This is a genomic window from Cellulomonas sp. ES6, assembly GCF_030053835.1.
Lineage (GTDB): Bacteria > Actinomycetota > Actinomycetes > Actinomycetales > Cellulomonadaceae > Cellulomonas.
In genome coordinates this window covers 3,151,523-3,177,420 of sequence record NZ_CP125655.1, presented here as the reverse complement: position 1 = coordinate 3,177,420, position 25,898 = coordinate 3,151,523, and the positions used below count along the sequence as shown (strand labels likewise).

Sequence of the window (25,898 nt, the reverse complement as noted above, 5' to 3'; positions counted from 1 at the left end):
GACGTCAGCGGGCGGGCGCGGCCGCCGGAGCCTCCGCCGCCGGGCGGCCCTGCGGCAGCGGCAGCAGCACCCGCAGCACGAACCACTGGTCCTCGACGTTCACCGTCATGGAGCCGCCGTACTTCTCCGCGGTGTAGCGGATGGACTTCAGGCCGTAGCCGTGCCGCGTCCGGTCGGCGCGCCGGGTCACGATGTGGCCGTCCTCGGTGCGGAGCTCGCCCGTGAACCAGTTCTCGACCGTCAGCAGCGCGAACCGGTCCCGGGCGTAGACGGCGACCTTGATGAGCCGCTGCTCCGGGTCCGGCACCGCCCGCGCGCCGTCGATCGCGTTGTCCAGCGCGTTGCCGAACACCGCCGCGACGTCCATCGCGGACATGAAGTCGAGCACCGCCCCGTCCACGACGTACGTCAGGTCGATGCCCCGCTCGGCGCACTCCATGCTCTTGGTGGTGAGGATGACGTCCAGCACGCCGTTGCCGGTGTCCGCCTGGGCGGCGTAGCCGGACACGCTCGCCTCCAGGTCGTCCAGGTACGACGCGCGGCGGCCCGGGTCGCCCTCCGCGCGGATCACGCCGATCTGGTGCTTGAGGTCGTGGTACTTGCGGTTGACGATCTCGATGCTGCGCTTGGACTGCAGGTACTGCTCGTGCTGCCGGCGCAGCATCTCGTCGATCGCCTGCACCTCCGCCCGCGCGCGGTGCTGCAGGCGCTGCCCCTGCTGCGCGTACAGCGCCACGAACCCGCACAGGTCCACCAGCGTCCGGATGTAGAAGATCTCGAGCCCCAGGCGCCCGCTGAACGGCGTGTTGGCGTTGAGGAAGCTGATGTTGCTCATGAAGAACGTCACCAGCGCGATCGCGACCGCGGAGGCCAGCTCGCCCGGCGTGACGTCCAGGGCCTGCGCCGGGCGGAAGTGCCGCGCCTCGACGACGAAGACCCCCACGAACGCGACGGCGTAGACCAGCACGAAGAACGCCGCCTGCCACACCAGTCCCGGCCGGCCGTCCGGCAGGAAGAAGAAGCAGTGCATCTGCCAGTGCAGCGCGGCGACCAGCTCCGCCAGCACCAGCGCGCGCGCCGCGAAGTAGCCGGCGTCCCGGAGGGAGACGCGCGTCGCCGCCAGGATGAACCCGTACATCGCAGCCACGGCGGCGGCCATGCCGACCGTCCACAGCTGGAGCGGGAGCTGGTCCGCGAGCTCCTGCACGCCCACCTGCACCACCAGCGCCACGGCGGCCAGGGCGGCGAACCGCAGGCGGGGCAGCCGCTGCCGGCGCAGCAGGATGTACACCAGGCACGCCAGCCACTCCGCGACGCCCGTCAGCGCCCGCGGGATGTCCGGCAGGGTCTCCATGATCATGCGTGCCGCGCCCCGAGGTAGTCGGTGAGCGCCGCCAGGAACGCCTTCTTGCGGGACCGGCTCACCAGCAGGTCGTGGCCCCCGACCATGAGGCAGCTGCTGCCGTGCACGCCGAGCACGTGCCGCAGGTTCACCACGTAGCCGCTGTTGCTGCGGAAGAAGCTCTTGCCCTCGAGCTGCGCCTCGAGCGCCTTGAGCGGCCCGACCACCGAGTGCCGGCCGTCGACCGTGTGCACGGTCGTGCGGTGCTTGGCCGACTCGAGGAACACGATGTCGTCGGTCGCGACCCGCACCAGGCCGCCGTCGACGGTCAGCAGCAGGTAGTCGGCGGAGCGGCGCCGCAGCCGGGCCACGGAGCGCTTGATCTCCTGCGCGAACGCGAAGTACGGCACCGGCTTGAGGACGTAGCTCAGCGCGTCGACCTCGTACCCCTTGATGGCGTGCTGCGTCATGTTGGTGATGAAGATGATGACGACGTCCGGGTCCACGAGCCGGATCTGCGACGCCGCGCTGAGCCCGTCGAGCCGCGGCATCTCGACGTCCAGTAGCAGGATGTCGAAGTCCGGCCGGTACGCCGCGACGATGTCCGCGCCGTCGGGGAACGCCGAGATGCGGAACTCCTCGTCGTGCTCGCGCTCGTAGCGGCGCAGGTGCTCGACGAGCAGCGCCGCGCTCGCGGGGTCGTCCTCGACGATGCCGATCCTGATCACAGTGCCGTTCCCGGGGGTTCTGCGGCGTGCACCGGTGGGGGCACGCCGGCCGGCCGGAGCCCGGTCGAACCTGCGTGACGCCCCCTCGCGCAGGAGGCTCCGGCGAGTCGCGCCGATGGTAGGCGAGGCGCGCCTGACATGTCATCCACGCAGGCGGGAGGCGCGCAGCACGACGGCGTCAACGCGGCCAGGCTGCGAGGAGGTCCTCCGCGCCCCACGTCGCCGCGAGCGGCAGGCCGGGCTCCGCGCCGGCCGGGCACACCGCCACCAGGGAGGTGCCCGCGGTGACCCCGGGTACCGCGACCGCGTCATCGGCGAGCGCCTGCACCTCGTCCGCCCGCACCCGTGCCCCGGAGCGCCACTTCACCGTGCCGACCAGGTGGACGGGCCCCGGCGCACCGGCCGTCCCCACGAGGTCGACCTCGGGCTGGTTGCTGCGCGGCCACCACCCGCCGACCCGGGTCACCTCGGGGAACCGCTCGTCGGGCAGCAGCCTCTCCAGGGCACCCCGGACGATGGGCTCCACCGCGCGGCCCCGCCAGGCGGCGAAACCCCGCTGCACGCGCGCCAGCGCCAGATCGGGTCGGCCGCGGTCGACCTCCCCGAGCGCGGGCTCGACGAAGGCGAGCCAGAAGCGCAGCGACGGGTCGGCGACCCGGTACCGCCGGTTGCGCGGCGCCGACCTGGTCGAGAGCGGGTCGTCCGTCGCGACCACACGCTTGCGGGTGAGCGTGCCGAGCATGCCGGTCAGCGTCGTCGCGTTGAGCGGCTCGCCCCGCGCGGCACCCTGGATGCCGGAGAACGTGCGCTCACCCCGCCCTCCGATGGCGGTGAGGACCTGCCGCGCGATGGTCCCCTCGCCGAACTCGGCGTCGAGCACCCGGCTCCCGGACACGACCAGGGCGCTGGTGGAGGTCCCGAACGACGACTCGAGGAACTGCTCCAGCGACGCCCCGGACTGCCACTCCTGGGCGACGAGCGGCAGGCCCCCGGTGACGAGGTACGCGTCCACGGCGTCGAAGGCCCCGACCCCGCACATGCCGCCGACCTCCGCCGGGGACAGCGGGTCGAGGACCATCTCGGTCGCGCGCCCGTGGAACGGCTGGTCCGGGCCCGTGAGACGCTCCATCGTCGCGAGGTCGGACCCCAGGAGCAGCAGGAGCACCGGCTTGCGGGAGAGCCTGGCGTCCCACACCCGCTGGAGCTCGCCGGCCGCGCCGGGCGCCTGCTCGAGCAGCCAGGGGACCTCGTCGAGGACGACGACGGACGGCGTGTCGTCCGGGAGCGCGGCCGCGAGCAGCGTCAGCGCGGCGGTCAGCGTCGAGGGGGTCGAGTCCCGTGCCACGTCGGCGGCCGGCAGGTCCGAGTCGGCGACCGCCTGGGCGAGCAGCGCCAGCTCCTGACCGAGCGGCGCGCCTCGGGCGGCCTGGAAGGTCACCGTCGGCACGCCCAGGCGTCGGACGAGCTCGCCCACCAGGCGTGACTTGCCGACCCGCCTGCGTCCGCGCAGCAGCACCGCCACTCCGGCGTCGGCCCTACGGCCCTCACGGACCACGTCCATCTGCCGCTCGAGGGCGGCCAGCTCGCGCGATCGTCCGACGAACACCCCGGTCCACCCCTCCTTACTCCACCGAAGTTCACTATAGTCGAGTAAACTATAGTGGAGTGGAGTTAACTCACGTCGGGACGGCCATGGCCTCCTCCGCGTCGGCCTCGCCGGACACCGCGCGCACCACCGCGACGGCCAGGTCGTCCGGGCGGCTGAGCTGCGGCCAGTGCCCGGTCGGCAGCTCGACGATCGTCACGTCGCGCACCCGGGCGAGCTCCTGCACGTAGGGGTGGCCCTTCGCCATGAGCTCGCGCAGCAGGGCCTCCGGCATCGTCGAGGTGATGACGGTGACCGGGACGTCGAACCGCCGCTCGTCGTGCAGCACCTGCGGGCCGGCCGCGACCAGCGGCGGGACGGTGAGCGCGCGCGCCCGGAAGTCCGCCCGGAGCTGCTCGGACAACTCCTCGAGCTCCTCGTCCTCGAACGCGCCCCAGTCCGGCAGCGGCACGACGCCGTCCACCACGGGCAGCTCGTCGTTGACGACCCCGCCGTCCGCGAGCGGGCCGCTGTCGACGTAGACCACCTGCTCGACGCGGTCCGGCCGCGCGTCCGCGACAGCGTGCGCCACCGCACCGCCGCCGCTGTGGCCGACGACGACCACGGGGCCGCTGAGGCTGTCGACCAGCTCGACGACCGCGGCCGCCTGGTCGGCCAGCGTGATGCCCGCGACCTCGTCCGCCGCACCGCCGGCGCCGAGCGGCGTGACGGGGTGCGGGGTGTGCCCGGCGGCCTCCAGGGCCGCGGAGACCGGCGCCCAGGAGGACGCGTCGAGCCAGAACCCGGGGATGAGGATGACGTCCATGCACCGACGGTAGCCGCGACCCCCGACACGCGCGCCGGGCGGGTGGCCGCTGTGCGCGGACGTCCCGGGCGGCGCCGGCCGGGGCCGCAGGACGTCCCGGTCTCAGCGCTCGACGACGAAGCTCTCGGCCCCGGACGGCACGGCGTCGCGCACGTCGACGTGCGTCACCTCGGAGAACCGGGGCCCGCGGCGAGCCCAGTCCACCAGCGCCGCGACGGCGTCCTGCGGGCCCTCGACGTGCGCCTCGACGGTGCCGTCCGGCCGGTTCCGGACGTGCCCGGTCACGCCCAGCCGCCGGGCCTCCGCCGCCATCGACGCGCGGAACCCCACACCCTGGACGACCCCGTGCACGACGACGGTCCGGGCGATCACCCGGCCAGTCTGCGCGGCCGGCAGGGCTGCCGCCAGGCCGACCCGCTCCCGCGACGGCTGCCCGCCTCCCGCGAGTTCGGCAGTCCCAGGCGAGTTCGGCAGGTGCAGATGCCGAACTCGCACCCGGACTGCCGAACTCGGCGGGTGTGTGGACGGGTGGTGTGGGGTGGGTCTGGGGTGGAGCGGGCGGTTGGGACCCTCCCCCTGCGAGGGTCCGGGCACACCGCCCCCGGGGTCAGGCGTGGATCGGGCGGTTGCTGCGGAACAGGCCCGCCGGGTCGACCGCGGCCTTGATGGCGCGCAGCCGGTCGACCGTCGCCGGCGGGTACGCCCGTCCGACCGTCTCGTCCCGGTCGAGGAAGGTCAGCGGCGCCGTGCCGGTGCTCCACGGGGCCATCGCCGCGAACAGCCCGTCGAGCGCCCCCGCCACCGGGGCGTACGCCTCCGGCACCGGCACCATGGCCAGGCCGGACAGCAGGTACGGCTCGTCGGCCGTCCCGGCGGCGGACGGCACCCGCTCGCGCGCGAGGGCGCCGCCGACGTGCCGGACCTGCACCTGCATGAGCGGCGTGCCGGAACCGGCCCCGGCGACCTCGAGCAGCCGGGCGGCGGCCGCCTCGTCGAACGCGTGCAGCCGCGTCCCCACGAGCACGGCGGGGCTCGGGTCGACGGGCTCCTCGGCGAGCAGCCCCACCTCGCCCGGGGCGAGCACCCGGAACGTGTCCCGCAGCACCGGGCCGGCGGCGCGCGCGGGGGCGAGCAGCCGCTCGGCCTCCGCGGGGTCGCCGAGGTAGGTGGCGAGCAGCAGCGCGAGGGACAGCCCGCGCATGGGCTCCGGCACGACGGGCGCGTCGGGCAGGTGCAGCACGGCGACCCAGGTGGTGAGCGCCTCGGGAGCGTCCCGGGTGATCTCGCGGAACGCGCGGAGCACCGCGGGTGCCGCCTCGGCCGGGAACGCGAGCAGGCCGCCGGTGATCTGCGGCGCCGGGTGGAGGTCGAGCTCCACGGCGGTGACGAGCGCGAAGTCGCCGCCGCCCCCGCGCAGCGCCCACAGCAGGTCGACGTCGGCCGGGTCGTCGCCCCGGACCCAGCGGTGCGTCCCGGTGGCGTCGACCACCTCGACCGCGCGGACCGAGCCGGCCCCCGTGCCGTGCGCGCGGCTGAACCAGGACAGGCCGCCGCCGAGGCAGTACCCGACCACCGTGACGTCGGGGTTTGAGCCGACGAGCCCGGTCAGGCCCGTGCCGTCGAGCGCGACCTGCAGGTCGCCCCACCGCACGCCGGCCCCGACGCGGGCGACGCGCGCGTCGGCGTCCACCCAGATGTCGTCGAGCGCGGTGGTGCGGACGAGGACCGCGCCGTCGAGCCACCGGCTGGCGCCGTGGCCGTTGGGCTGGGCCGTGACGGGGACGCGGTGCGCGGCGGCCCAGCGGACGGTCGCGGCGACGTCGTGCGCGTCGGCCGCCTGGACGACGGCGAGCGGCCGCTGGTCGACCAGCACGTTCCAGGGCAGGCGTGCGGCGTCCCACGCGGGGTCGCCGGGTGCGACGAGCGTGCCGGTCAGCGCGGCGCGCAGCTCGTCGAGGGCAGAGGTGTCGAGCGGCGCTCCGGCCGCCAGGTCAGTGGTCATGCCGCCGAGCGTGCTCGGCGGGGCCGGTCGGGCGGAATCCCAGGAACCTGGGTCGTGCGCGACCGCGACCCGGTGCGCAGAGATCCCCACAAACATGGGGGTACCGGGACGAACCGGACAGCGGGACCATCGGAGCATGGCGACTCTGCGGACCGAGCCCGTGCGGGCCGGGCTGGACGGGCTCGCGCGCGCGGGCCTCGACTGGCGCGCGTTCGCGCGCGGCGCGATCGACCTGCTCGACGCGGCGATCCCCCACGACGCCGCGTGCATCGGGCCCGTCGACCCGGACACCGGCCTGCTCACCGGGTCCGTCAAGCGCAACATCGGCGACGAGCGCGACGCGGAGTTCCTCGAGCACGAGTACGTCACCGACCACGTGAACCTGTTCCGGTCGCTCGCCCGGCAGGCGAACCCCGTGGGCATCCTCGCCGACGACACCGGCGGCGACCCGCGCAGCAGCAGCCGGCACCGGGAGATGTTCGTGCCGCACTGGTCCCTCGACCACGAGATGCGGGCGTCCGCCCGGACGGACGGCACCCCGTGGGCCGCCGTCGCGCTCTACCGTTCCGGCGGGTCGAGCGGCTTCTCCCCGGCGGAGGCCGACTTCCTCGCGCGGGTGGCCGGCACGCTCGCGGTCGGCGTGCGCGCGGGCCTGGTCACGGCGGCGGCCCGGCTCGCGGAGGCGCCCGTCCCCGGGGCGGCCCCCGACGTCGCCGGCCCGGCCGTGCTGGTGGTCGACGCGGACAACACCGTCTGCCAGACGACCCCGGCCGCGGAGGCCCGCGTCGCCGAGCTCGGCGGCACGCGCTGGGACTCGCTCCCGACGCCCGTCGCGGCCATCACGTCCGCCGCGCGGGCCCTGGGCGACGGCCGCCTCGCCACCGTCCCCCGGCTGCGCGTCCGCACGCCGGCCGGGCAGTGGCTGGTGGTGCACGCGGCGCCGCTAGCGGGGCGCGACGGCGGGCGGCGGCAGGTGGTCGTGACGCTCGAGGAGGCCCGGCCGCCGGAGATCGTGCCGCTGGTCGTCGCGGCGTTCGGGCTGACCGGCCGCGAGCGCGACGTCGTCGCCGGCGTGCTGCACGGCGACAGCACGCAGGAGATCGGCCGGGCGCTGCACCTGTCGCCGTGGACGGTGCAGGACCACCTCAAGGCCGTGTTCGACAAGGCCGGGGTCGGCAGCCGGCGGGAGCTCGTCGCGCGGGTCTACTTCGACCACTACGCCCCGCGGTACGCCGCCGAGCTCACGCCGTCCGGCTTCTACGCCTGACCCGGCCCCGCCTGGGGCCGACGGGCTCAGCCCCGCCGGAGCGGGATGCCCAGGACCGCCGGGTCGGGCGCGGCCATCGTGTCCAGGCCGTCCGGGGCGGGGGGCACGCCGTCCTCGGGCTCGGCGCCGGCCCACGCCCGCCACAGCCCGTCCTGCCGGTGCAGCACCCCGGGGGCGACCAGGTGCGCGCGGCGACCGGCGTCGGCGAGCTGGCCGCGCAGCCCTGGCGCGCGGTCGGGCGGCACGAACCCCACCACCCGGTTCCGGCACACGACGACGACGCCGGGACCCGCGCCCGGCTCGAACCGCAGCTCGACCGGCACGGGCCGGCCGGCGGCCCGCTCGACGGCGGTCAGCGCGCCCTCGAGCGCGGTCTGCAGCGCGCGGGCCTCGGCGACGGGGAAGCCGGGGCCGATGTCGGCGGCGACGCTGGGGTGGCGGGTCCTCACGGGGCCAGCCTGCCACCCCGGACACCCCGGCGGCGCGCCGGTCAGGAGGCCAGCAGCCCGAGCCGGCGTGCGGTCGGCGCCGCGCGCAGCACCGCGTGCGCGGTGAGGCCCCGCGTCGAGACCAGCACGTCCACCACCGGCCGCGACGCCGGGAACAGCCGCGCGCCCGCCGTGTAGCGGGAGTCGAACCCGGGGTCGAAGAACGGCGCGTCGGTGGTGGCGAACAGGTACGTGAGGTTGGCGATCCGCCCGATCGCGCCGGGGCTGTACCGCCGGTGCTGCTCGGCGTAGGCGTCGAGGAACCCGAAGTACGCCCCGCCGGACCGCAGCGCGTACCCGTGCCAGAGCGTCTGCCCGCCGGCGGCGAGCCGCAGCACCGTGGCGTCGCCGTCCCGCCGGAACAGCCCGACGACCTCGCGGAACCACCGCTCGGCCCGCGGGTCGAGCCGCAGCGCCGAGCCGCCCTGCGTCACGTCGCCCTTCCACCCGGCGGCCTGCAGCTCGACGAAGTCGTCCTCCGCGCCCGGGTCGGCCGACAGGTCGTGCAGCTCCAGGGGCCCGCCGGTCTCGCGGACCAGGCCCCGGACGCCGCGGCGCATGTTGCGGCGCTCGTCGGTGGCCATGTGGTCGGTGGCGAGCGGCGGGTCCACCAGCACCCCGTCGACGAGCGGCGGCAGCTCCGGGACCGTCATCGCCTCGCGCGGGGCGAACGCGCCGGCGTCGCGCCGCCGCTCCCACGCGCGCATCGGCGTGCGACCCAGCACCTCGGCGAGCGTGTCGGCCAGCGGCCCCTCACCGGGGAAGCGCCGGAGCTGCACGAGGCCCGGCAGACCGACGGAGGTCAGGCCGCGCAGCAGCGCCTCCAGCGCCTCGGCCTCCCGGCCCCGGCGCAGCAGCGGGTGGTGCCGGTCGGAGTGCACGGTGGTGAACTCGCCGCCGGTGGTCGCGGCGAGCACGGGCACCCGCCGCGCGACGGGCTTGGTGCTGACGGCCAGGGCGGCGAGCCACTCCCCGCCCTCCTGGACGACCACGACGCGCACGTCGGAGGCCTCGTCGCCGCGGTGCCGCGCGGGCACGAGGAACCGCGGGTCGAGGTACATGTTCGGCCACACCGCGTGGTCGGCCAGGCGGTGCCAGGCCTCCACGTCGGAGGGGGTCACGTCGGACAGCGGGATGAGCCTCAGGTGCACGGTGCCCCTCCTGGTCGCGCGACGGCCGCAGCGCGGCTCTCCACGCTAGCGTCCGGTTTGGACGGTTTTGATCCACTTTGTGGGTGAACTGTGCGCCCACCCGCGGCGCGACCGCGCGCGACCGGCCCCACACCGCGGGCACCACCCGGACGGCGGTCGCCCGGACGGCCCAGCGCCGCGTGAGGGAGGCTGGGGGCATGCCTCCCCCCGCACGGCCCCGCATCGTGTTCCTCGACATCGACGGCACCTACGCCGACCGCGGCATCGTCCCGCCGGGGCACGCCCGGGCCGTCGCCGCCGCGCGGGCCGCCGGGAACCGCGTCCTGCTGTGCACCGGCCGGCCGCGCTCGATGCTGACCCGGCACATCCTCGCCGCGGGGTTCGACGGGATGGTCGCGTCCGCCGGCGGCTACGTCGAGGTCGGCGGCGCCGTGCTGCGCGACCAGCGGTTCCCCCGGGACCTCGCCGAGCGCGTGATCGCCGTGCTCGACGCCCACGACGCCGCCTACCTGCTGGAGGCCCCCGAGGCGCTGTACGGCCGGCCCGACGTCCGGCGGCGGCTCGGCGAGCTGCTCGGCGGCCACCTGCGCGACCCCGACGCCGCGGCGGACGGGCAGGGCGACGTGCTGGACGCGCTGCGCGTGCCGGAGCGCCTCGAGGAGTGCTCGTTCGCCAAGGTGACGTACTTCGGCGCGGCGTCCCCCTGGCCCGTCGTCGCGGACGCCCTCGGCGACGGCCTGGACCTGCTCCCGTCCTCCATCACCGGGCTCGGCGACACCGCCGGGGAGATCCAGCTCGCCGGCGTCCACAAGGCCCTCGGCATCCAGACGGTGCTCGACCACCTCGGCGCCGGGCGCGAGGACGTCGTCGCGTTCGGCGACGGGCCGAACGACCTCGAGATGCTCGAGTACGCCGGCACGTCCGTCGCGATCGCCGGCGCCGACCCGCGCCTGCTGGCCCTGGCGGACCACGTGGCCGCCGGGCCCGGGGCTGAGGGGCTGGTGCCGGCGTTCGCGGAGCTCGGGCTGGTGTGACCCCCGCCCCGAGCCCGACTACCCCGCCGCGGCCCGCCCCGCCCGCGGCCGCACCGGGGGGACGGCCGCGAGCAGCGCGCGGGTGTAGTCGTCCCGTGGGTCGGCGAACAGCTCCGCCGCCGGGCGGTGCTCCACCGTGCGCCCCTCCTTGAGCACCAGCACGTCGTGGCTGACGCGCTCGACCACCGCGAGGTCGTGCGCGATGAACAGGTACGTCAGCCCGAGCTCCGCCTGCAGGCGGGCGAGAAGCTCGAGCACGCGGGCCTGGATCGAGACGTCGAGCGACGCGGTCGACTCGTCGAGGATCACCAGGTCCGGCTCCAGCGCCAGCGCCCGCGCGATCGACACCCGCTGGCGCTGCCCGCCGGACAGCTCGTGCGGGTAGCGGGACGCCCAGGACGCCGGCAGGTCCACCAGCTCCAGCAGCTCGCCCACCCGGCGGGCCGTCGCCTCCCGGCCGCGCGCCAGCCCGTGCACCCGCAGCGGCTCGGCGATCGACGTCCCGACCGCGGACCGGCCGTTGAGCGACGAGAACGGGTCCTGGAACACCATGGCGATCCGCCGGCGCAGCGCCTTGAGGGCCGCGCCCCGCTGGTGCAGCACGTCGACCCCGTCCAGCTCCGCCGTGCCCGCGCGCGGGACCGTGAGCCCGGTGAGGACGCCGGCGATCGTCGACTTGCCCGACCCGGACTCCCCGACGACGCCGAGCGTGCGCCCGCGCCGGACCTCGAACGACACGTCGTCGACCGCGTGCACCTGCGTGCGCCCGGCGGGGCCGCGGACGTCGAAGCGCACGTCGAGACCCTCGACGGCGAGCAGCACCTCGACGTCCGCCGGCCCGGGCGCCGGGCGGGACTGCCCGAGCAGCGGGCGGGCGGCGAGCAGCTCCCGGGTGTACGGGTCGCGCGGCCGGTCCACCAGGTCGAGCACCGGCTGCGTCTCGAGCTGCAGGCCGTCGCGCAGCACGGTGACGTCGTCGGCGACCTGGCCGATGAGCCCGAGGTCGTGGCTGATCCACACGACCGCCGTGCCGAAGCGGTGCTGGAGCTCGCGCACCAGGTCCACCACCTGCGCCTGCGTGGTCACGTCGAGGGCGGTCGTCGGCTCGTCGGCGATCAGCAGCGCCGGGTCGCACGCCAGCGCGACCGCGATCATCACCCGCTGCCGCTGGCCGCCCGAGAGCTGGTGCGGGTACGACGCGAGCCGGCTCTCCGGGTCGGGGATGCCGACGGCCTCGAGCAGCTCCAGCGCCCGGGCGCGGGCCGCCCGCCCGGTCAGGCCGCGGTGCGCCTCCAGGCTCTCGGTGATCTGCCGCTCGAGCGTGAGGATCGGGTTGAGCGACGTCGACGGGTCCTGGAACACGAACCCGATGCGGTCGCCGTGGACGGACCGCAGCGTGCGGGCCGAGGCACCGACGAGCTGCGTCGTCCCGCCCGCGCCGCCGGCCCCGCCGGCCCCGCCGCCCACCGGCGCGCCGAGCACGCTGCTGCCCGACACCCGCGCGCCGGGTGCGTCCAGCAGCCCGGTCGCCGCGAGCACGGTCATCGACTTGCCGGACCCGGACTCCCCGACGATGCCGAGGGTCTGCCCGGGCTCCACGGCGAACGACACGCCGCGGACGATCGGCGTCGGGCCGATGTCGACCCGCAGGTCCGTCACCTCGAGGACGGGGTTCATCGGCGGCTCCTCCTGACCAGGCGTCGGGTCTGCAGCAGGGTGCGCTGGCGCGGGTCGAGCACGTCCCGCAGCCCGTCGCCGAGCAGGTTGAGCGCGAGCACGGTCACGAAGATCGCCAGGCCGGGGAACAGCGCCATCCACCACGCGGACCCCAGGAACCCCTGGGCGTCGTAGAGCATCCGCCCCCACGACGGCTGCGGCGGCTGCACGCCGAGCCCGAGGAACGACAGCGCGGCCTCCGACAGGATCGCGAACGCGACCGACAGGGACGTCTGCACGATGACGGGGCCGCTCACCCCGGGCAGCACGTGCCGGCGCAGGATCTCGACGTGCCCGGTGCCCATGGTGCGCGACACCTGCACGTACGGCTCGACCCGCACGGACAGCGCGGCCGCGCGGGCGACGCGCGCGAAGATCGGCGTGTAGACGATGCCGATGGCCAGCTGCGTGGTCGTCAGGCCCGGGCCGAGCACGGCCACGATCGCGAGCGCCAGCAGCATGACGGGGAACGCGAACATCACGTCGACGACGCGCATGAGCACCGTGTCGAGCCAGCCGCCCGCGTACCCGGACACGACGCCGAGGCCGACGCCCACGACGAGCGCGAACGCCACGGCCGCGAGCGCCACCTGCAGCGAGACGCCCGTGGCGACCAGCACGCGCGAGAACACGTCGCGCCCCAGGTCGTCGGTGCCGAACAGGTGGTCCCCCGACGGCCCCTGGAGCGCCGCGGGGACGTCGACTGCGTTGACGCCGTACGGCGCGAGGCGCGCGCCGAGCACCGCGACGACGAGCACGACGAGCAGCACCAGGGCGCTGACCAGGTTGACCGGGTTCCCGAGCAGCAGCCGCCAGCGGGCCACGGGGGCGGCGGTCGTGGTCGCTGCCGTCGGCGGGGAGCCGGGCGTCCCGGGCGTCACGGGGTCCTGCCGGGCGTCGGTCGTCATGAGAGCCGGATCCTCGGGTCGACGACGGAGTACAGGACGTCCACCACCAGGTTCACCACCAGGAACAGCACCGCGATCAGCAGCACCGCGCCCTGCACCAGCGCGTAGTCGCGCGCGGCGACCGCGTCGAACACCAGGCGCCCCAGCCCGGGCCAGGCGAACACGACCTCGACGACGATGACGCCGCCGAGGATCGTCGCGAGCTGGATGCCGGTGATCGTGAGGATGGGGATCATCGCGTTGCGCACGACGTGCCGGCCGGTGACGACCCGCGGGGGCAGGCCCTTGGACCGCGCGGTGCGGACGTGGCCCGCGTGCGCGACCTCCAGCACGGCGGTGCGGATGTAGCGGGTCATGATGGCGGCGGCCACCAGGCCCACCGTCAGCCCGGGCAGCAGCACGTGCCGCGCCCACCCGGCGGGGTCCTGCGACAGCGCCACGTACCCGGACGTCGGCAGCAGCCCGAGCGTCATCGCGACCACCAGGATGAGCATCTGGCCGAGCCAGAAGTCCGGGACCGAGACGCCCGCCTGGCTGGTCACCCGCACGACGGCGTCGGACAGCCGCCCCTCGTGCAGCCCCGACCAGATGCCCGCGGGCAGGGAGATCGCCAGGGCGACGAGCAGCCCGACGACGGCGAGGGACACCGTGGCGGGCAGCCGCTGCAGCAGCGTGGTCGTCACGGGCTCGCCCGACCGGAAGCTCACGCCGAGGTCGCCGGTGAGCGCGTGGCCGACGTACGAGACGAACTGCTCGAGCAGCGGCCGGTCGAGACCGCTGGCCGCCCGCAGCGCCTGGTACGACTCCTCGGTGTAGCGCGTGCCGAGCGCGATGCGCACGGGGTCGCCCGGCACCAGGTGCACCAGGGCGAACACCACGACCATCACGCCGAGCAGCACGACGGCCGAGTGCAGCACCCGGCGCGCCAGGAACCGGAGCGCGCCCGACCCCGTCACGGGCGCACCCCCGTCCCCCGCGGGGGGTGCGTCACGAGCCCGCCAGGGTCACGTCCCGGAACCGGATCGCCCGGTCGGACCGCGCCGTGTAGTCCTGCAGGTCCGTGCTCCACGCCTGCACGACCGACGGGTTGTAGAGGTAGATGTAGCTGGCCTCGTCCGCGATGGTCGTCGCCGCCTGCGCGTACAGCTCCTGGCGCGCGTCGTCGTCGGTCTCGACGCGGCCCGCGTCCAGCAGCGCGTCCACCTCGGGGTTGGAGTAGCCCTGGGCGTTGGACCCGCCGTCGCTGTGGTGCTGGGCGTAGTAGAAGTCGTCCGGGTCGATGTTGCCGAGCCAGCCCATCATCAGCAGGTCGAAGCTGCCGGTGTTCTGCTCGTCGAGCCACGTGGCGAAGTCCACCGTGCGGATGTCGACCGTGATGCCGAGCGGCTCGAGGTTGCTCGCGATGATCTGCGCCGCCGTGACGGTCTCCGGGTAGTCGGACGTCGCCAGGAAGTCGAGCGTCAGCGGCGTGGTGACGCCGGCCTCGGCGAGCAGCTCGCGCGCCCGGTCGAGGTCCAGGTCGTACTCGTCGTACTCCGTGTACCAGACCGAGTCCTCGGGGATCGCGAGCTGGTTCTCCTCCGCGGTGCCGTAGGACACGGCCTGGAGGATCGACTCGCGGTCGATCGCGTACGCGACGGCCTGCCGCGCGGCGACGCTGTCCCACGGGGCGTTCGCCTCGTTCAGGGCGAGGTACCAGTAGTCGTTCGACGGCGACGTGCCGACCTCGACGCCCTCGGTGCCCCGGAGCTGCTCGAGCTGCTGCGCCGGGATGGAGTCCGTCCAGTCGATCTCGCCGTTCTGGAGCGCGGCGATCGCGGTGCTGCCCTCGGAGACGAACGTGTAGTGCACGCCGCCGATGCCGGGCGCCCCGCCCCAGTAGTCGGGGTTCGCCACGAGGTCGATCGACTCCCCCGGCGAGTACGACGCGAGCGAGAACGGCCCGGTCCCGATCGGGGCCGTCGTGATGTCGCCCGACTCGACGTTCCCCTGCTCGACGATCGCCATGCCCTTGAACCCGCCCAGGTTGGACAGCAGGTTCGGCGTCGGCTGCGACACCGTGATGTCGACGGTGAGGTCGTCCACGGCCGCGACGTCGGCCACGGCCGCGAACTTCCAGGCGTTCGACAGCTCCTCGTCGACGATCCGGTCGTAGGAGTACACGACGTCCTCGGCGGTGAAGTCGCTGCCGTCGTGGAACGTCACGCCGTCGCGCAGGTGGAACGTCCAGGTGAGCTGGTCGTCGCTGACCTCCCAGGACTCCGCGAGCGCCGGCTGCATCTCGAGGTTCTCGTCCGGCTCGACGAGCGTGTCGAACACGTTCTCGAGCACCTGGAACGCGAAGTAGGAGGACGTCGACTGCGGGTCGAGCTGGTCCGGCTCGCCGGCGATCGCGGCCCGGAGCACCGGCAGGTCGGACGCCCCGGTGGCGTCGCCGTCCGCGCCGTCGAGATCGACGGACTCGCCCGCGGAGCAGGCGGAGAGCAGCAGCATCCCGGCGGCGGCGCCGGCGACGCCGGCGGTGAGGGCCCTGCGGGCGGGAGGTCGTCGCATGAGGTCTCCGGGGGCTCGGGGTGGGCGACCGCGGCGGTGGGGGGCCCGCGGATGCATCACCATGTTGATCGTTGCATCAGCCTGACCCCTCACCCCACAATCGGACAAGTCGCTCGGCCGAGTCGAAACACGACCGCAACACACGGAGCCCGCCCTGACCTACACGATCCTCGTCGCCCAGCCCGGCCTGCTCGGGGCCGCGACCGCGAGCCGCTCGCTGGCCGCGGGCAACGCCGTGCTCGCCGTCGCCCCCCACGCCGGCGTCACGGTCAGCCAGGCGTGGACCAACCGCCGGCTGCGCGGCCTGCTGCTCGGCGCGCTCGCCGACGGGGAGTCCCCCGCCGCCGCCGTCGCCCGGGTGCCGGACTGGGACGAGGAGCCCGAGCTGCGCCAGGTCGCCGCCCTGACCCCCGACGGCCGCGGCGCCCACCGCACCGGCGCGTCCTGCACGGCCTGGGCGGGCGGGCTCGTGGCGCCCGGCGTCGTCGTGGTCGGCAACCTGCTCACCGGGCCCGAGGTGCTCGACGCGATGCTCGCTGCCTGGACCTCCGGCACCGGCGTGCCCGCCCAGGCGCCCGCGCTCGAGCCCGAGCTCGCCGAGGCGCTCACCGAGACGTTCGACGCGCCCGTGGTGTCGCCCGTCGACCCCGCCCTCGCGCTCGCGCACCGCCTGGCCGCCGCGCTGCGGGCCGGGGAGGCCGCGGGCGGCGACCGGCGCGGACGCCAGAGCGCCGCGCTGCAGGTGGCGCGCACCACGTCCGAGCGGATCTGGCCCCCGCAGCTCGCCGTCGACCTGCGGGTGGACGACGGCGAGCGGCCCGTCGACGAGCTGGAGCGGCTGCTCGCGCTGCCCGGGGCGTCGTCGCCGGCCGCGTGACCCGCGGCGCTCAGCTCTCCGTCGGCGAGACCGCGCCGAGCACCACCGTGACGCCGTCGTGCGCGTTCGCCCACCAGTGCGGCGTCGAGCAGCCGTAGGTCATCGCGTCCCCGGGGCCGAGCTCCACCCGCCGCTCCCCGTGCACGACCAGCAGCCGGCCCTCCTCCACGAGCACCGACTCCGTGCCGAGGTGCCGGAACGGCCGGCCCTCGTTGGTGAAGCCGGCCGGCAGAGTCGAGCGGATGAGCTGCAGGTTCGACTGCATGCGGGGCGTCAGCAGCTCCCGCACGGGCGGCGCCGCGACCCCGGGCGTCTCGGGCAGCCGGTGCCGCTCCTGCGCGCGCACCACCATCTCGTCGCCGCCGAGGCCCGACAGCAGCTTGGGCAGCGTGACCTGCAGCGCGGCGGCCAGCCGGTGCAGCGAGACGAAGCTCGGGTTGCCCTTGCCGCGCTCCAGCTCGCTGATGAGGCCGAAGCTCACGCCGGACAGCTCGCTGAGCGTCTTCACGGACAGCCGCTGGCGCTGGCGCTCCACCTTGAGGGCGGCGCCCAGCGCGGCGATCTCGAGCTTCTCGTCGTCCGGCACGCTGGCGACACTAGCGAGCGGCGACGCCCTCCGGGGCGGGCGACTGCCGCGGCAGCTCTCCGCCACCGGCCACCGCGCCGGGTGACGGGACGGTCGCGTACGATCCCGTTCATGCGAACGATTCTCATTCCTGTCACGGCGGCCGTCGTCGCCGTGCTCGCGGGGTGCGCGAGCGCCCCCGCCGCCGCGCCCGCCGCCGGCAGCGGCTCGACCGCCGCCCCCGTCACGCTGACGAGCTGCGGCCTCGACGTCACGGTCCCGGCGCCGCCGGAGCGCGCCGTCACCCTCGAGCAGGGCGCCACCGAGCTGCTGCTCGCGCTCGGGCTCGAGGACCGGATGGCCGGCACGAGCTACCTCACCGACGCCGTCGCGCCCGAGTACGCCGACGCCTACGCCGAGGTGCCGGTGCTGGCCGCCCAGTACCCGACCGCCGAGCAGCTCCGTGCGACGGACCCGGACTTCGTCTACTCGATGCGCGCCTCGGCGTTCGGTGCGGACGCGGTCGGCGCCCGCACCGAGCTCGCCGACCTCGGGGTTCCCGCGTACCTGTCCGCGAACGACTGCGAGGACCCCTCCCTCGTCACCGGGGACACCGGCTTCGACCGGATCTTCGCCGGGGTCACGGACCTGGCCGCCGTCTTCGGCGTCGAGGAGCGCGGCGCGGAGCTGGTCCGCGGGCAGCAGGAGGTGCTCGACGCCGTGACCGCGTTCGCGCCCGACGCCGGCGACCTCGACGTCGCCTGGCTGTACTCGACGATCGACGGCGCGCCGATCGTCGCGGGCGGCACCGGGCTGCCGCAGACGCTCACGGAGCTCGCGGGCGGTCGCAACGCGTTCGCGGACCTCGACGCGCAGTGGGCCGAGACGAGCTGGGACGAGATCGCCCAGCGCGACCCGGACGTCCTGGTGCTCGCCGACCTGTCGCGCGGGCTCGCCGGGGACAGCGCCGCGGACAAGACCGCGATGCTGCGCGACGACACGGTGACCGCCGAGCTGTCCGCGGTGCGGGCCGACCGGCTCGTCGCGATCCCGGCCACGGAGATGGACCCGTCGGTCCGCAGCGTGGACGCGCTCGCGACGCTGTCGGACGCGCTCGTCGGGTTCGCGGGGGCGGACGCGTGAGCGCCCCGACGACCGCCTGGGCCCGCGAGCACCTCGCCGCGTGGGACCGCCAGCAGGCCGCGTACATCAACCGCCGCGAGGACCGGTTCGCCGTCATGCTCGACGTGCTGGCCGAGACCGTGCCGCCCGGCGCGCTCGTCGTCGACCTGGCGTGCGGACCGGGCTCGGTCTCCGCGCGGGTGCTGGACCGGTTCCCCGGCGCGACGTGCGTCGCTGTCGACTACGACCCGATGCTGCTCGAGCTCGGCCGGCTGGCGCTCGCCGGGCACGGCGACCGGGTCGCGTTCCGCGAGGCGGACCTCTGGGACCCGACGTGGACGCGGGTGCTCGACGGGCGGCGCCCGCACGCCGTGCTGTCCTCGACGGCGCTGCACTGGCTGCCGGCGGACGTCCTGACGCGGGTCTACCGGGACGTCGCCGAGGTGCTCGAGCCCGGCGGCGTGCTGCTCAACGCCGACCACCTGCGCCAGCCCGGCGGCCGGCTGCTGTTCGAGGAGCTCGCCCGGCGCGACGACGTGGCCACCCAGGAGCGCGACCGGGCGGCGGGGGCGCTGAGCTGGGACGAGTGGTTCTCCGCCCTCGCCGCGCACCCGCACCTCGCGCCCCTGGCCGCCGAGCGGGAGCGCCGGTTCGCCGGCCGGCCGCCGAACCCGGACCTCGGGCTCGCGTTCCACGTCGCAGCGCTGCGGGCCGGCGGGTTCCGCGAGGCGGGCCCCGTCTGGCAGCACCTCGATGACTACGTCGTCCTCGCGCAGCGCTGAGCCCGCGATGACGGTGGCCGCGACGGCCGGGGCGGCGCTGCTGCTCGCGGCCGTCGCGGTCGCGGCGGTGGCCGTGGGCGGCGGCGAGCTCACGTGGACCGAGACGGCGCGGTCGCTCGGCTCGCACCTCGGCCTGCCCGTCGAGCCGCTGACCCCGCTGGCGGACTCCGTGGTCTGGGACCTGCGCCTGCCGCGGGTCCTGCTCGCGGGCGTCGCGGGCGCGGGCCTCGCCACCTGCGGGGCGGTGCTGCAGGCGGTGACCCGCAACGCACTGGCCGACCCCTACCTGCTCGGGATCTCGTCCGGCGCCTCGACCGGGGCTGTGCTCGTGCTCGTGGCCGGGGTCGGGGGCGGCGTGGTGTCGCTGGCCGGCGGGGCGCTCGTGGGCGGCCTGACCGCGTTCGCGCTCGTCATGCTGCTGCTGGGGCGCAGCGCGTCCAGCACCGGGCGCCTCGTCCTCACGGGCGTGGTGGTCGGCCAGCTCTTCGCCGCCCTCACCACGCTGGTGCTGCTCGGCTGGGGCGACGCGGACGCCGCGCGGGGCATGACCGCCTGGCTCACCGGGTCGCTCGCCGCGGCACGGTGGCCCGCCGTGCTGCTGTGCGCCGTCGTGACCGCCGCGGCGCTGGTCGTGCTGCGCCTGATCGCCTCCGACCTCGACGCGTTCGCCTTCGGTGCCCGGTCCGCCGCGGCGCTCGGCGTCCCGGTCGCCACGGTCCGGACCGTGGCGCTGGTGACGACGGCCGCCGTGACCGCCGTCGTCGTGTCGAGCGTCGGCGCGATCGGGTTCGTCGGCCTGATCGTCCCGCACGCCGTGCGCGCGCTCGCCGGGCCGCTGCACCGCCGGCTCCTGCCGCTGAGCGCCGTCGGGGGCGCGCTGTTCCTCGTGCTCGCCGACACCGTCGCGCGCACGGCCCTCGCGCCGCGGCAGATCCCCGCCGGCGTCGTCACCGCGCTGCTCGGCGTCCCCGCGTTCCTCGTCGTGCTGCGGCGCCGGGAGCGCGGGTGACGCCCGGCCCGGTGGGGATCGCCGGCCACGGCCTCACCGTCCGCGTCCGGGGCCGCTCCGCGCCGGTCCTCGACGCGGTCGACGTCGACGCGCCGCCCGGCGGCGTGACCGGCCTGATCGGCCCCAACGGCTCGGGCAAGACGACCCTGCTGCACACCCTGTCCGGCGCGATCGCGCCCGCGCGCGGGGAGGTGCTGCTCGGCGGGCGCCCGCTCGCGGACATCCCCCGCCGCGAGCGCGCCCGCACCCTGGCCGTCATGGAGCAGTCCGGCGACACCGACACCGACCTGACGGTCGCCGACGTGGTCGCCCTCGCGCGGCTGCCGCACCGCGGGCGGCTCGCGCCACCCACCGCGCAGGACGAGGCCGCGTGCGCCCACGCCCTGGACCTGGTCGGCATGTCCGGCACCGGCCGGCGCCGCTGGCGCACGCTGTCCGGCGGCGAGCGCCAGCGCGTGCACGCCGCCCGGGCGCTCGCCCAGGAGCCCCGGGTCCTGCTGCTCGACGAGCCGACGAACCACCTCGACGTGCAGCACCAGCACGAGCTGCTCGCACTGCTCACCGGCCTGGCCGCGTCCGGGCCGACCGTGGTGGTCGTGCTGCACGACCTCGGGCTGGCCGCGCGGTACTGCGACCGGCTCGTCGTCCTGCACGCCGGGCGGGTGCACGTCGCCGGCCCGACCGCCGACGCGCTCACGGCCGGGACGCTGCGGGACGTGTTCGGGGTCCGGGCGGACGTCCGGCGCGACGACGCGGGGCTGCGGGTGGAGGTGCTCGGCCCGGTCGCGCCCCGGTGACCGGCGTCGCAGCCCGCACGTCCACCGGAACGCGCCGGTAGCACCGCGCCCGGGACGTCGCCCGTCCGTGCGACGTTCCACCGAGCGCCCCTGTGCGCACACGCACGCCCCGGGTGCTGCTCACCGGGGCGCTCCGACCTGCTCACTGTCACCCCTTCCGATGCTCCACCTCCTCGCACACGGGCCGTGCAGCTCCGCCACGGCCGTCGGATGGATTCCGCACGCAGCGCTGCCGCACCGACGCGCAGCGACATCGGCGAGGGCGGGACGCCCCGGCGCCCCGCCCTCAGCGACACGTGAGGAGCAGGAGCCATGTCCCCGATCACCGTCCCGGCGGCCACAGCAGTCGCCCTGCTGCTGGCGCCGGTCGCCGCGCCGCCCGCCCCCGACTCCATGGTGACGGCCGACCCACCGGCGGTCACCGCCACCACCGACGCCGCCACGACGACCGCGGCGGACGGGACGATCCCGGCCGGCCCCACGACGGACGCCACCGCGCCCGCCCAGCCGGCGGCGTCGGTCTCGGCCGACGCCGTCGACCCCGACAGCGTCGGTCCCGATGCCGGGGACCCCGGCGCGGGGACCGAGGGGACCCCCGGCGACGAGTCCCCCGCGACCGGGCAGGAGGAGGCCGGGGAGACGCCCGCGGCGAGCTCCGACGCGGCCACGCCCGCCGAGGATCCCGCTCCTTCGGACGACGCCGTCGCCGGCGGCACCGCCGCGACCGCCCCGGAGGGCCCCGCCACGGACTGCGCGACCTGCGGCGACGCGGGCGCGCCCGCCCCGCTCCGCACCACCGTCACCGACGGCTACCAGGAGGACGGCTACGACCGGCCCTTCTGGTGGGCGCGCGACGGGCTGCACTTCAGCGAGCCGATCCCCGCGAACGGCTACGTCAACGTCAACGTCCCGGGTGCGGACAACCTCAACGTCGACATCCACCGCGAGCTGATCGGCGCGACGTTCGTGCCGTGGTCGTACTTCGGCCTCCAGCCGGGGATGTGCATCACCTGGACCGAGTCGAACGGCTACAGCTACCACTTCGGCGAGGACAACTCCGGCCGGGGCGGGGTCGACGAGAAGGACTGGGAGTACTGCGTGCCGGGCGAGCCCGACCAGCCCGACCAGCCGGACCAGCCGGACCAGCCGGACCAGCCCACCGAGCCCGACCAGCCCGACCAGCCCACCGAGCCCGACCAGCCCACCGAGCCCACCGAGCCCGACCAGCCGGACCAGCCGGACCAGCCGGCCGAGCCGGACCAGCCGGCCGAGCCGGACCAGCCGGAACAGCCCACCGAGCCCGACCAGCCCGACGAGCCCACCGACGAGCCGGACGAGCCGGAGGCCCCGGCCGCTGCCGCGTCGGCGACCCCGGGCGCCACGGCACCGACCGCGTCGCCGTCCGGCACCTCGTCGCAGGTGCTCGCGGCGACCGGCGCGGGCGCGACCGGCGTCGCGTTGGCCGCAGCTGGTGCAGCCGCTGCCGGGACCGGCCTGAAGGCGCTCGCCTGGCGCCGCCGGCGACGGCAGCACTAGCCGCTCTCGGTCCCGGGCCGCTCGCGGGGCCCGGGACCTCCCGGCGACGACCGGTCAGGGCGCGATGACGAGCTCCGCGATCAGCCCGCCCTCCAGGGCGAAGCGGTAGCGCAGGTCCACCACGCCGCCGGGGAAGTCGCCCTCCAGGTGGTGCGTGACGACCCAGTGCGTGTCGTCCACGCGCTCCGCGCCGAGGAGCGTGGTCGTGTAGGTGAACTCCGACCCGGCCTCCGTCACGAAGCGGCGGAGGTCGTCGGGGCCCCGGTAGGTGTGGCCGTCGTCGAGGACGACCACGTCGGGGGTGCAGGCGCGGACGGCCGCCTCGGCGTCGCGGGCGGACTGGGCGGCGAGGTAGGCGCGGACGGCGCCGGGCAGGTCGGCGGGCAGGTCGTCGGGGAAGGAGCTGGATGCAGTGGTCATGCCCGCAGCGTGCGGGCCGCCCCTGCGGGAGGGTCAACGGCTGGACCCTCCCCCCGGGGGAGGGTGCACCATGACGGCGTGCTGGCCATCGGGGAGTTCTCGCGCCTGACCCACCTGAGCGTCCGGACGCTGCGCCGCTACCACGAGGCGGGTCTGCTCGAGCCGGCGCACGTGGACCCGGCGACCGGCTACCGGTCCTACGACGCGGACCAGATCGGCGTCGCGCAGGTCGTGCACCGGCTGCGCGAGCTCGACGTCCCCCTGGCGGACGTGCGGCGGATCCTCGGCACCGACGACCCGGACCACCGGGCCGCGCTGGTGTCCGACCACCTGCGCCGGCTCGAGGCCGAGCTCGACCGCACCCGCACCGCCGTCGCGTCCCTGCGCCGGTTGCTGCGTCCCGACCCGGCGCCGCTCCCGGTCGAGCTGCGCGCGGTCCCGGAGGTCGTGGTCGCCGGCGTCGAGGGGGACGTCGCCGACCACGAGGTGCTCGCCTGGTACTCCGGCGCCATGGCCGAGCTCGACGCCGCGCTCGCCGCCGCCGGGGAGCCCGCGGGCGTGCCGGGCGGCTCGTACGACAACGCCCTGTTCGAGGACGGCCGCGGCCACGTGGTCGTCCACCGGCCCGCCGCGCGGCCGCCGCGGGTCGGCCGGGTGCACCCGGTGACGCTCCCCGCCGTCGAGCTGGCCGTCACGACCCACGCCGGGGAGCACGACGACGTCGACGTCACCTACGGCCAGCTCGGCGCGTGGGTGGTCGCCAACGCGCTCGCCGTGGCCGGGCCTGTGCGGGAGACCTACCTCGTCGGGCCGCGCGACACCCCCGACCCGGCCGCGTGGCGGACCGAGATCGGGTGGCCGGTGTTCCGGCTGGGGGCGCCGGGCTGAGCGGGGCCGGGGCCGCGCCCGCCCGCACCCCCGTCACGCCGGGAGGAACCGCGCGTAGAACGCGCGCGGGTCCTGCGCGAGCGAGGCCTTCACCATCGCGCTCCAGTCGTCGACGACGACCTCGAACGCGCCGGCCTCGACGGCGTCCAGCGTCATCCGGGCGACGTCCGCGGGATCCGTCTTGGGTGCGTCGAGGCCCCGGGCCATGTCGGTGTCCGCGAGGCCGAGGTGCACGGACGTCACCTGCGTCCCTTGCCCCGCGAGCTCCAGGCGCAGGGCGTTGCTCATGTTCCAGTTCGCCGCCTTGGACACCGCGTAAGCGCCGGCGCCCGGCGCGGCGAACCACGACAGCGCGGAGGCCACGTTGACGACCGCCCCGCCGCCGTTGGCCGCGAGGACCGGCGCGAAGGCGCGCACCATCGCGAGCGTGCCCCAGAAGTTGACGTCCATCTCCGCCCGGACGCCGTCGAGGTCGCCCAGCAGCTGCGCCCCCGTCGAGATGCCCGCGTTGTTGACGAGCAGGTCGACATCGCCGGCCAGCTCCGCCGCCGCGGCGACGGCGTCCGGGTCGGTGATGTCGAGGGCGACGGGGCGGGCGCCCGGCAGGTCGAGGGTCTCGGGCCGGCGGGCGGCGGCGTAGACGGTCGCGCCGCGCTCCAGCAGCTGCTTGGCGAGGTGGCGGCCGATGCCGCGGTTGGCTCCGGTGACGAGTGCAGTGGTCATGGCGGCTACGCTAGAACCTCACGTGGACGTCAGGTGCAAGTCGGGGCGTCCGACCACCGGGAGGGTCCGTGCGCATCGGCCAGGTCGCCCAGCGGGCCGGCGTCAGCGTCCGCGCGCTGCGCTACTACGAGGAGCAGGGGCTGCTCGTGGCCGACCGCACCCCGGGCGGCCAGCGCGACTACCCGCCGTCGGCCGTCGACCGGGTGCGCTTCATCCAGAGCCTCTACGCCGCCGGCCTCGCCAGCAGCGCCGTGCTGCGGATCCTGCCCTGCATGGACCACGGCGTGCTCACCGACGCGATGCACGAGCGGCTGCTGGCCGAGCGCGCCCGGGTGCAGGCCCAGCTCGACGAGCTCACGGCCGCGCGGGACCGGCTGGACGAGGTCATCCGGCTCGGGCAGGCGCACCGGCCCGGGCACGGGGACGCCACCGGCGGGCGACGGTCCGCCTGACGGTCCGGCAGTGACGGTCACCCGGTCGCGAGGCGTCCTTCCATCACCGGGACGAGACCCACGAGCAGCTCGTCGAGGATCGTCAACGCGTCGTCCACCGCCGACTCGTCCACGACCTCCGCCCGGTACTCCGCGCCGGAGCGGGCGAACCGGAGGTCGGACGCGTCGTCGACCGCCTGGCCCAGAGTGCCCTGACCCGCGTGGTTGCGGACGATCGCCGCCGCCGCGGCGAACGTGTCGGCGTGGTGCCCCCGCTCACCAGACGGACGCACGCCGAACGACAGCACGAGGGCGAGTGCGACCTTGCGGCAGCCGTCGTACGCGAGCTGGAACGCACCCTCGAGGTCGTCCATGTCCCGGCCGGCAGCCGCGGTCCTCGCGTGCCGCCGCGCCTGCTCGACCATCGTCCGGCACACGGTCGGGTCGACCGGCACCTGCTCGAGCTCGCCGTCGACCACCATCCTGGACAGCTCGGTCCGACGCGCCGGGGTCATGCGCTCTCCTTCTCCTCGGTCCGGTCGACGGCGGTGAGCGCCGGCCGTTCACGCACCGACGTCACGAATCCCGTCCGCGCCTCGCGCCACTCGTCGGGCTTCAGCACGGTGATCTGCACCGGGAGACCGAGCGCCTCCTCGAGCTGGGCGTTGACCCGCCGCAGGAGCCGGGTCGGCGGATGCCCCACGACGACCAGGTCCAGGTCCCGTGGGGCATGGCCGGGATGCCCGAGCGCACGCGCGGCCCAGGAGCCGACGACGAGCACACGGTCCACGTCAGGCACGGTCGCGAACGCCTCGCGCACAGCCAGGACCGGCCCGTGGGTGCGGCGGAGGATCTGCGCGAGCGGCTCGACGAACGGGGACCCGGGGTCGGCGCTGACGAGGCGCGAGCGACCGACCCGGCGGTCACGCAGGACGCCGGCCTGGACGAGCAGGTTGACCTCGCGCAGCGCGTTGGGCGGCGCGACGCCCGCGACGTGTGCGAGCTCGGCGATGTTCGCCTCCCGCCCCGGCTCGAGCAGGAGGGCGGCGAGGATCGCCCCCTGCGCGGGCGTGCGGAAGATCGGCAGCAGCCGCTGCCCACCGACCGGCGAATCGTTCACGAGACGTACGATATCGTACGTTGTACGT

General features: G+C 75.7%; 27 protein-coding genes. 10 read left to right on the top strand and 17 right to left on the bottom strand.

Annotated elements, in window-relative coordinates:
• Positions 1 to 4: 4 nt before the first annotated feature.
• The 6 genes from P9841_RS14840 to P9841_RS14815 all read right to left on the bottom strand — a co-directional run bounded on the left by P9841_RS14840 (position 5) and on the right by P9841_RS14815 (position 6,483).
• Positions 5 to 1,360 carry an ATP-binding protein gene (locus P9841_RS14840; protein ID WP_283319410.1) on the bottom strand — a complete coding sequence of 452 codons (1,356 nt, stop codon included), beginning with the start codon at positions 1,358 to 1,360 and terminating at the stop codon, positions 5 to 7.
• Positions 1,357 to 2,070, bottom strand: a complete 714-nt coding sequence (locus tag P9841_RS14835) for a LytR/AlgR family response regulator transcription factor (RefSeq protein ID WP_283319409.1) — start codon at positions 2,068 to 2,070, stop codon at positions 1,357 to 1,359. Before P9841_RS14835 ends, P9841_RS14840 begins: the two co-directional genes overlap by 4 nt.
• Positions 2,071 to 2,248: 178 nt before the next feature.
• Entirely contained in the window at positions 2,249 to 3,676 is a 1,428-nt protein-coding gene (locus P9841_RS14830; RefSeq protein WP_283319408.1) for an ATP-binding protein, read from the bottom strand.
• Between the two features lie 70 nt (positions 3,677 to 3,746).
• The gene (locus P9841_RS14825) at positions 3,747 to 4,481 is read right to left on the bottom strand and encodes an alpha/beta fold hydrolase (protein WP_283319407.1); all 735 of its coding nucleotides are present in this window, start codon (positions 4,479 to 4,481) and stop codon (positions 3,747 to 3,749) included.
• Between the two features lie 102 nt (positions 4,482 to 4,583).
• The gene (locus P9841_RS14820; protein ID WP_283319406.1) at positions 4,584 to 4,853 is read right to left on the bottom strand and encodes an acylphosphatase; all 270 of its coding nucleotides are present in this window, start codon (positions 4,851 to 4,853) and stop codon (positions 4,584 to 4,586) included.
• A gap of 235 nt (positions 4,854 to 5,088) precedes the next feature.
• Positions 5,089 to 6,483, bottom strand: a complete 1,395-nt coding sequence (locus P9841_RS14815) for an FAD-binding oxidoreductase (RefSeq protein WP_283319405.1) — start codon at positions 6,481 to 6,483, stop codon at positions 5,089 to 5,091.
• A 136-nt stretch (positions 6,484 to 6,619) separates the two neighbouring features.
• On the opposite strand from P9841_RS14815, the gene P9841_RS14810 reads away from it, so the two are divergent.
• On the top strand, positions 6,620 to 7,750 hold the full coding sequence (locus tag P9841_RS14810) for a helix-turn-helix transcriptional regulator (RefSeq protein ID WP_283319404.1): 1,131 nt from the start codon (positions 6,620 to 6,622) through the stop codon (positions 7,748 to 7,750).
• A 26-nt stretch (positions 7,751 to 7,776) separates the two neighbouring features.
• Here the strand turns inward: P9841_RS14810 and P9841_RS14805 are convergent, their stop codons facing one another.
• Together P9841_RS14805 and P9841_RS14800 are read right to left on the bottom strand one after the other, a co-directional pair.
• Entirely contained in the window at positions 7,777 to 8,199 is a 423-nt protein-coding gene (locus P9841_RS14805) for a hypothetical protein (protein WP_283319403.1), read from the bottom strand.
• A gap of 41 nt (positions 8,200 to 8,240) precedes the next feature.
• The gene (locus P9841_RS14800; protein WP_283319402.1) at positions 8,241 to 9,389 is read right to left on the bottom strand and encodes a GNAT family N-acetyltransferase; all 1,149 of its coding nucleotides are present in this window, start codon (positions 9,387 to 9,389) and stop codon (positions 8,241 to 8,243) included.
• 197 nt (positions 9,390 to 9,586) lie between these two features.
• Here P9841_RS14800 and P9841_RS14795 point away from each other — a divergent pair, with 197 nt between their 5' ends.
• Complete coding sequence (locus tag P9841_RS14795) at positions 9,587 to 10,423, top strand: HAD hydrolase family protein (protein WP_283319401.1); 837 nt, start codon at positions 9,587 to 9,589, stop codon at positions 10,421 to 10,423.
• Between the two features lie 18 nt (positions 10,424 to 10,441).
• Here P9841_RS14795 and P9841_RS14790 read toward each other — a convergent pair whose 3' ends face one another.
• The 4 genes from P9841_RS14790 to P9841_RS14775 are packed head-to-tail and all read right to left on the bottom strand — an operon-like array spanning position 10,442 to position 15,600.
• Positions 10,442 to 12,100 carry a dipeptide ABC transporter ATP-binding protein gene (locus P9841_RS14790; protein ID WP_283319400.1) on the bottom strand — a complete coding sequence of 553 codons (1,659 nt, stop codon included), beginning with the start codon at positions 12,098 to 12,100 and terminating at the stop codon, positions 10,442 to 10,444.
• Positions 12,097 to 13,047 (bottom strand): ABC transporter permease, encoded by a 951-nt coding sequence (locus P9841_RS14785; RefSeq protein WP_283319399.1) that lies wholly within the window; start codon positions 13,045 to 13,047, stop codon positions 12,097 to 12,099. Before P9841_RS14785 ends, P9841_RS14790 begins: the two co-directional genes overlap by 4 nt.
• Positions 13,044 to 14,003 carry an ABC transporter permease gene (locus P9841_RS14780; RefSeq protein ID WP_283319398.1) on the bottom strand — a complete coding sequence of 320 codons (960 nt, stop codon included), beginning with the start codon at positions 14,001 to 14,003 and terminating at the stop codon, positions 13,044 to 13,046. Before P9841_RS14780 ends, P9841_RS14785 begins: the two co-directional genes overlap by 4 nt.
• 31 nt (positions 14,004 to 14,034) lie before the next feature.
• Positions 14,035 to 15,600 carry an ABC transporter substrate-binding protein gene (locus tag P9841_RS14775; RefSeq protein WP_283319397.1) on the bottom strand — a complete coding sequence of 522 codons (1,566 nt, stop codon included), beginning with the start codon at positions 15,598 to 15,600 and terminating at the stop codon, positions 14,035 to 14,037.
• A 154-nt stretch (positions 15,601 to 15,754) separates the two neighbouring features.
• On the opposite strand from P9841_RS14775, the gene P9841_RS14770 reads away from it, so the two are divergent.
• Positions 15,755 to 16,477 (top strand): DUF1028 domain-containing protein, encoded by a 723-nt coding sequence (locus tag P9841_RS14770; RefSeq protein ID WP_283321970.1) that lies wholly within the window; start codon positions 15,755 to 15,757, stop codon positions 16,475 to 16,477.
• A 10-nt stretch (positions 16,478 to 16,487) separates the two neighbouring features.
• On the opposite strand, the gene P9841_RS14765 is transcribed toward P9841_RS14770, so the two are convergent.
• A complete protein-coding gene (locus P9841_RS14765) occupies positions 16,488 to 17,063 on the bottom strand; it encodes a helix-turn-helix domain-containing protein (RefSeq protein WP_283319396.1) in 576 nt (191 codons plus the stop codon).
• Between the two features lie 111 nt (positions 17,064 to 17,174).
• On the opposite strand from P9841_RS14765, the gene P9841_RS14760 reads away from it, so the two are divergent.
• The 5 genes from P9841_RS14760 to P9841_RS14740 all read left to right on the top strand — a co-directional run bounded on the left by P9841_RS14760 (position 17,175) and on the right by P9841_RS14740 (position 22,288).
• A complete protein-coding gene (locus P9841_RS14760; RefSeq protein ID WP_283319395.1) occupies positions 17,175 to 18,185 on the top strand; it encodes an ABC transporter substrate-binding protein in 1,011 nt (336 codons plus the stop codon).
• Complete coding sequence (locus P9841_RS14755; protein WP_283319394.1) at positions 18,182 to 18,946, top strand: class I SAM-dependent methyltransferase; 765 nt, start codon at positions 18,182 to 18,184, stop codon at positions 18,944 to 18,946. The genes P9841_RS14760 and P9841_RS14755 overlap by 4 nt, the downstream gene beginning before the upstream one ends.
• Entirely contained in the window at positions 18,918 to 19,955 is a 1,038-nt protein-coding gene (locus P9841_RS14750; RefSeq protein WP_283319393.1) for a FecCD family ABC transporter permease, read from the top strand. Before P9841_RS14755 ends, P9841_RS14750 begins: the two co-directional genes overlap by 29 nt.
• Complete coding sequence (locus P9841_RS14745; protein ID WP_283319392.1) at positions 19,952 to 20,752, top strand: ABC transporter ATP-binding protein; 801 nt, start codon at positions 19,952 to 19,954, stop codon at positions 20,750 to 20,752. The genes P9841_RS14750 and P9841_RS14745 overlap by 4 nt, the downstream gene beginning before the upstream one ends.
• Positions 20,753 to 21,064: 312 nt before the next feature.
• Complete coding sequence (locus P9841_RS14740) at positions 21,065 to 22,288, top strand: hypothetical protein (RefSeq protein ID WP_283319391.1); 1,224 nt, start codon at positions 21,065 to 21,067, stop codon at positions 22,286 to 22,288.
• A 54-nt stretch (positions 22,289 to 22,342) separates the two neighbouring features.
• Here the strand turns inward: P9841_RS14740 and P9841_RS14735 are convergent, their stop codons facing one another.
• Positions 22,343 to 22,708, bottom strand: a complete 366-nt coding sequence (locus tag P9841_RS14735; protein ID WP_283319390.1) for a nuclear transport factor 2 family protein — start codon at positions 22,706 to 22,708, stop codon at positions 22,343 to 22,345.
• A gap of 78 nt (positions 22,709 to 22,786) precedes the next feature.
• Between P9841_RS14735 and P9841_RS14730 the strand changes: the two genes are divergently transcribed.
• Positions 22,787 to 23,596, top strand: coding sequence for a MerR family transcriptional regulator (locus tag P9841_RS14730; RefSeq protein WP_283319389.1), 810 nt, complete (start codon positions 22,787 to 22,789; stop codon positions 23,594 to 23,596).
• Positions 23,597 to 23,629: 33 nt separating this feature from the next.
• Here P9841_RS14730 and P9841_RS14725 read toward each other — a convergent pair whose 3' ends face one another.
• On the bottom strand, positions 23,630 to 24,319 hold the full coding sequence (locus P9841_RS14725; protein WP_283319388.1) for an SDR family oxidoreductase: 690 nt from the start codon (positions 24,317 to 24,319) through the stop codon (positions 23,630 to 23,632).
• A 68-nt stretch (positions 24,320 to 24,387) separates the two neighbouring features.
• Between P9841_RS14725 and P9841_RS14720 the strand changes: the two genes are divergently transcribed.
• Positions 24,388 to 24,771: a MerR family transcriptional regulator gene (locus tag P9841_RS14720; protein WP_283319387.1), complete on the top strand. Its 384-nt coding sequence runs from the start codon at positions 24,388 to 24,390 to the stop codon at positions 24,769 to 24,771.
• Between the two features lie 17 nt (positions 24,772 to 24,788).
• On the opposite strand, the gene P9841_RS14715 is transcribed toward P9841_RS14720, so the two are convergent.
• Both P9841_RS14715 and P9841_RS14710 read right to left on the bottom strand, forming a co-directional pair.
• The gene (locus P9841_RS14715; protein ID WP_283319386.1) at positions 24,789 to 25,265 is read right to left on the bottom strand and encodes a hypothetical protein; all 477 of its coding nucleotides are present in this window, start codon (positions 25,263 to 25,265) and stop codon (positions 24,789 to 24,791) included.
• Entirely contained in the window at positions 25,262 to 25,870 is a 609-nt protein-coding gene (locus P9841_RS14710) for a winged helix-turn-helix domain-containing protein (RefSeq protein WP_283319385.1), read from the bottom strand. Before P9841_RS14710 ends, P9841_RS14715 begins: the two co-directional genes overlap by 4 nt.
• Between the last annotated feature and the right edge of the window lie 28 nt (positions 25,871 to 25,898).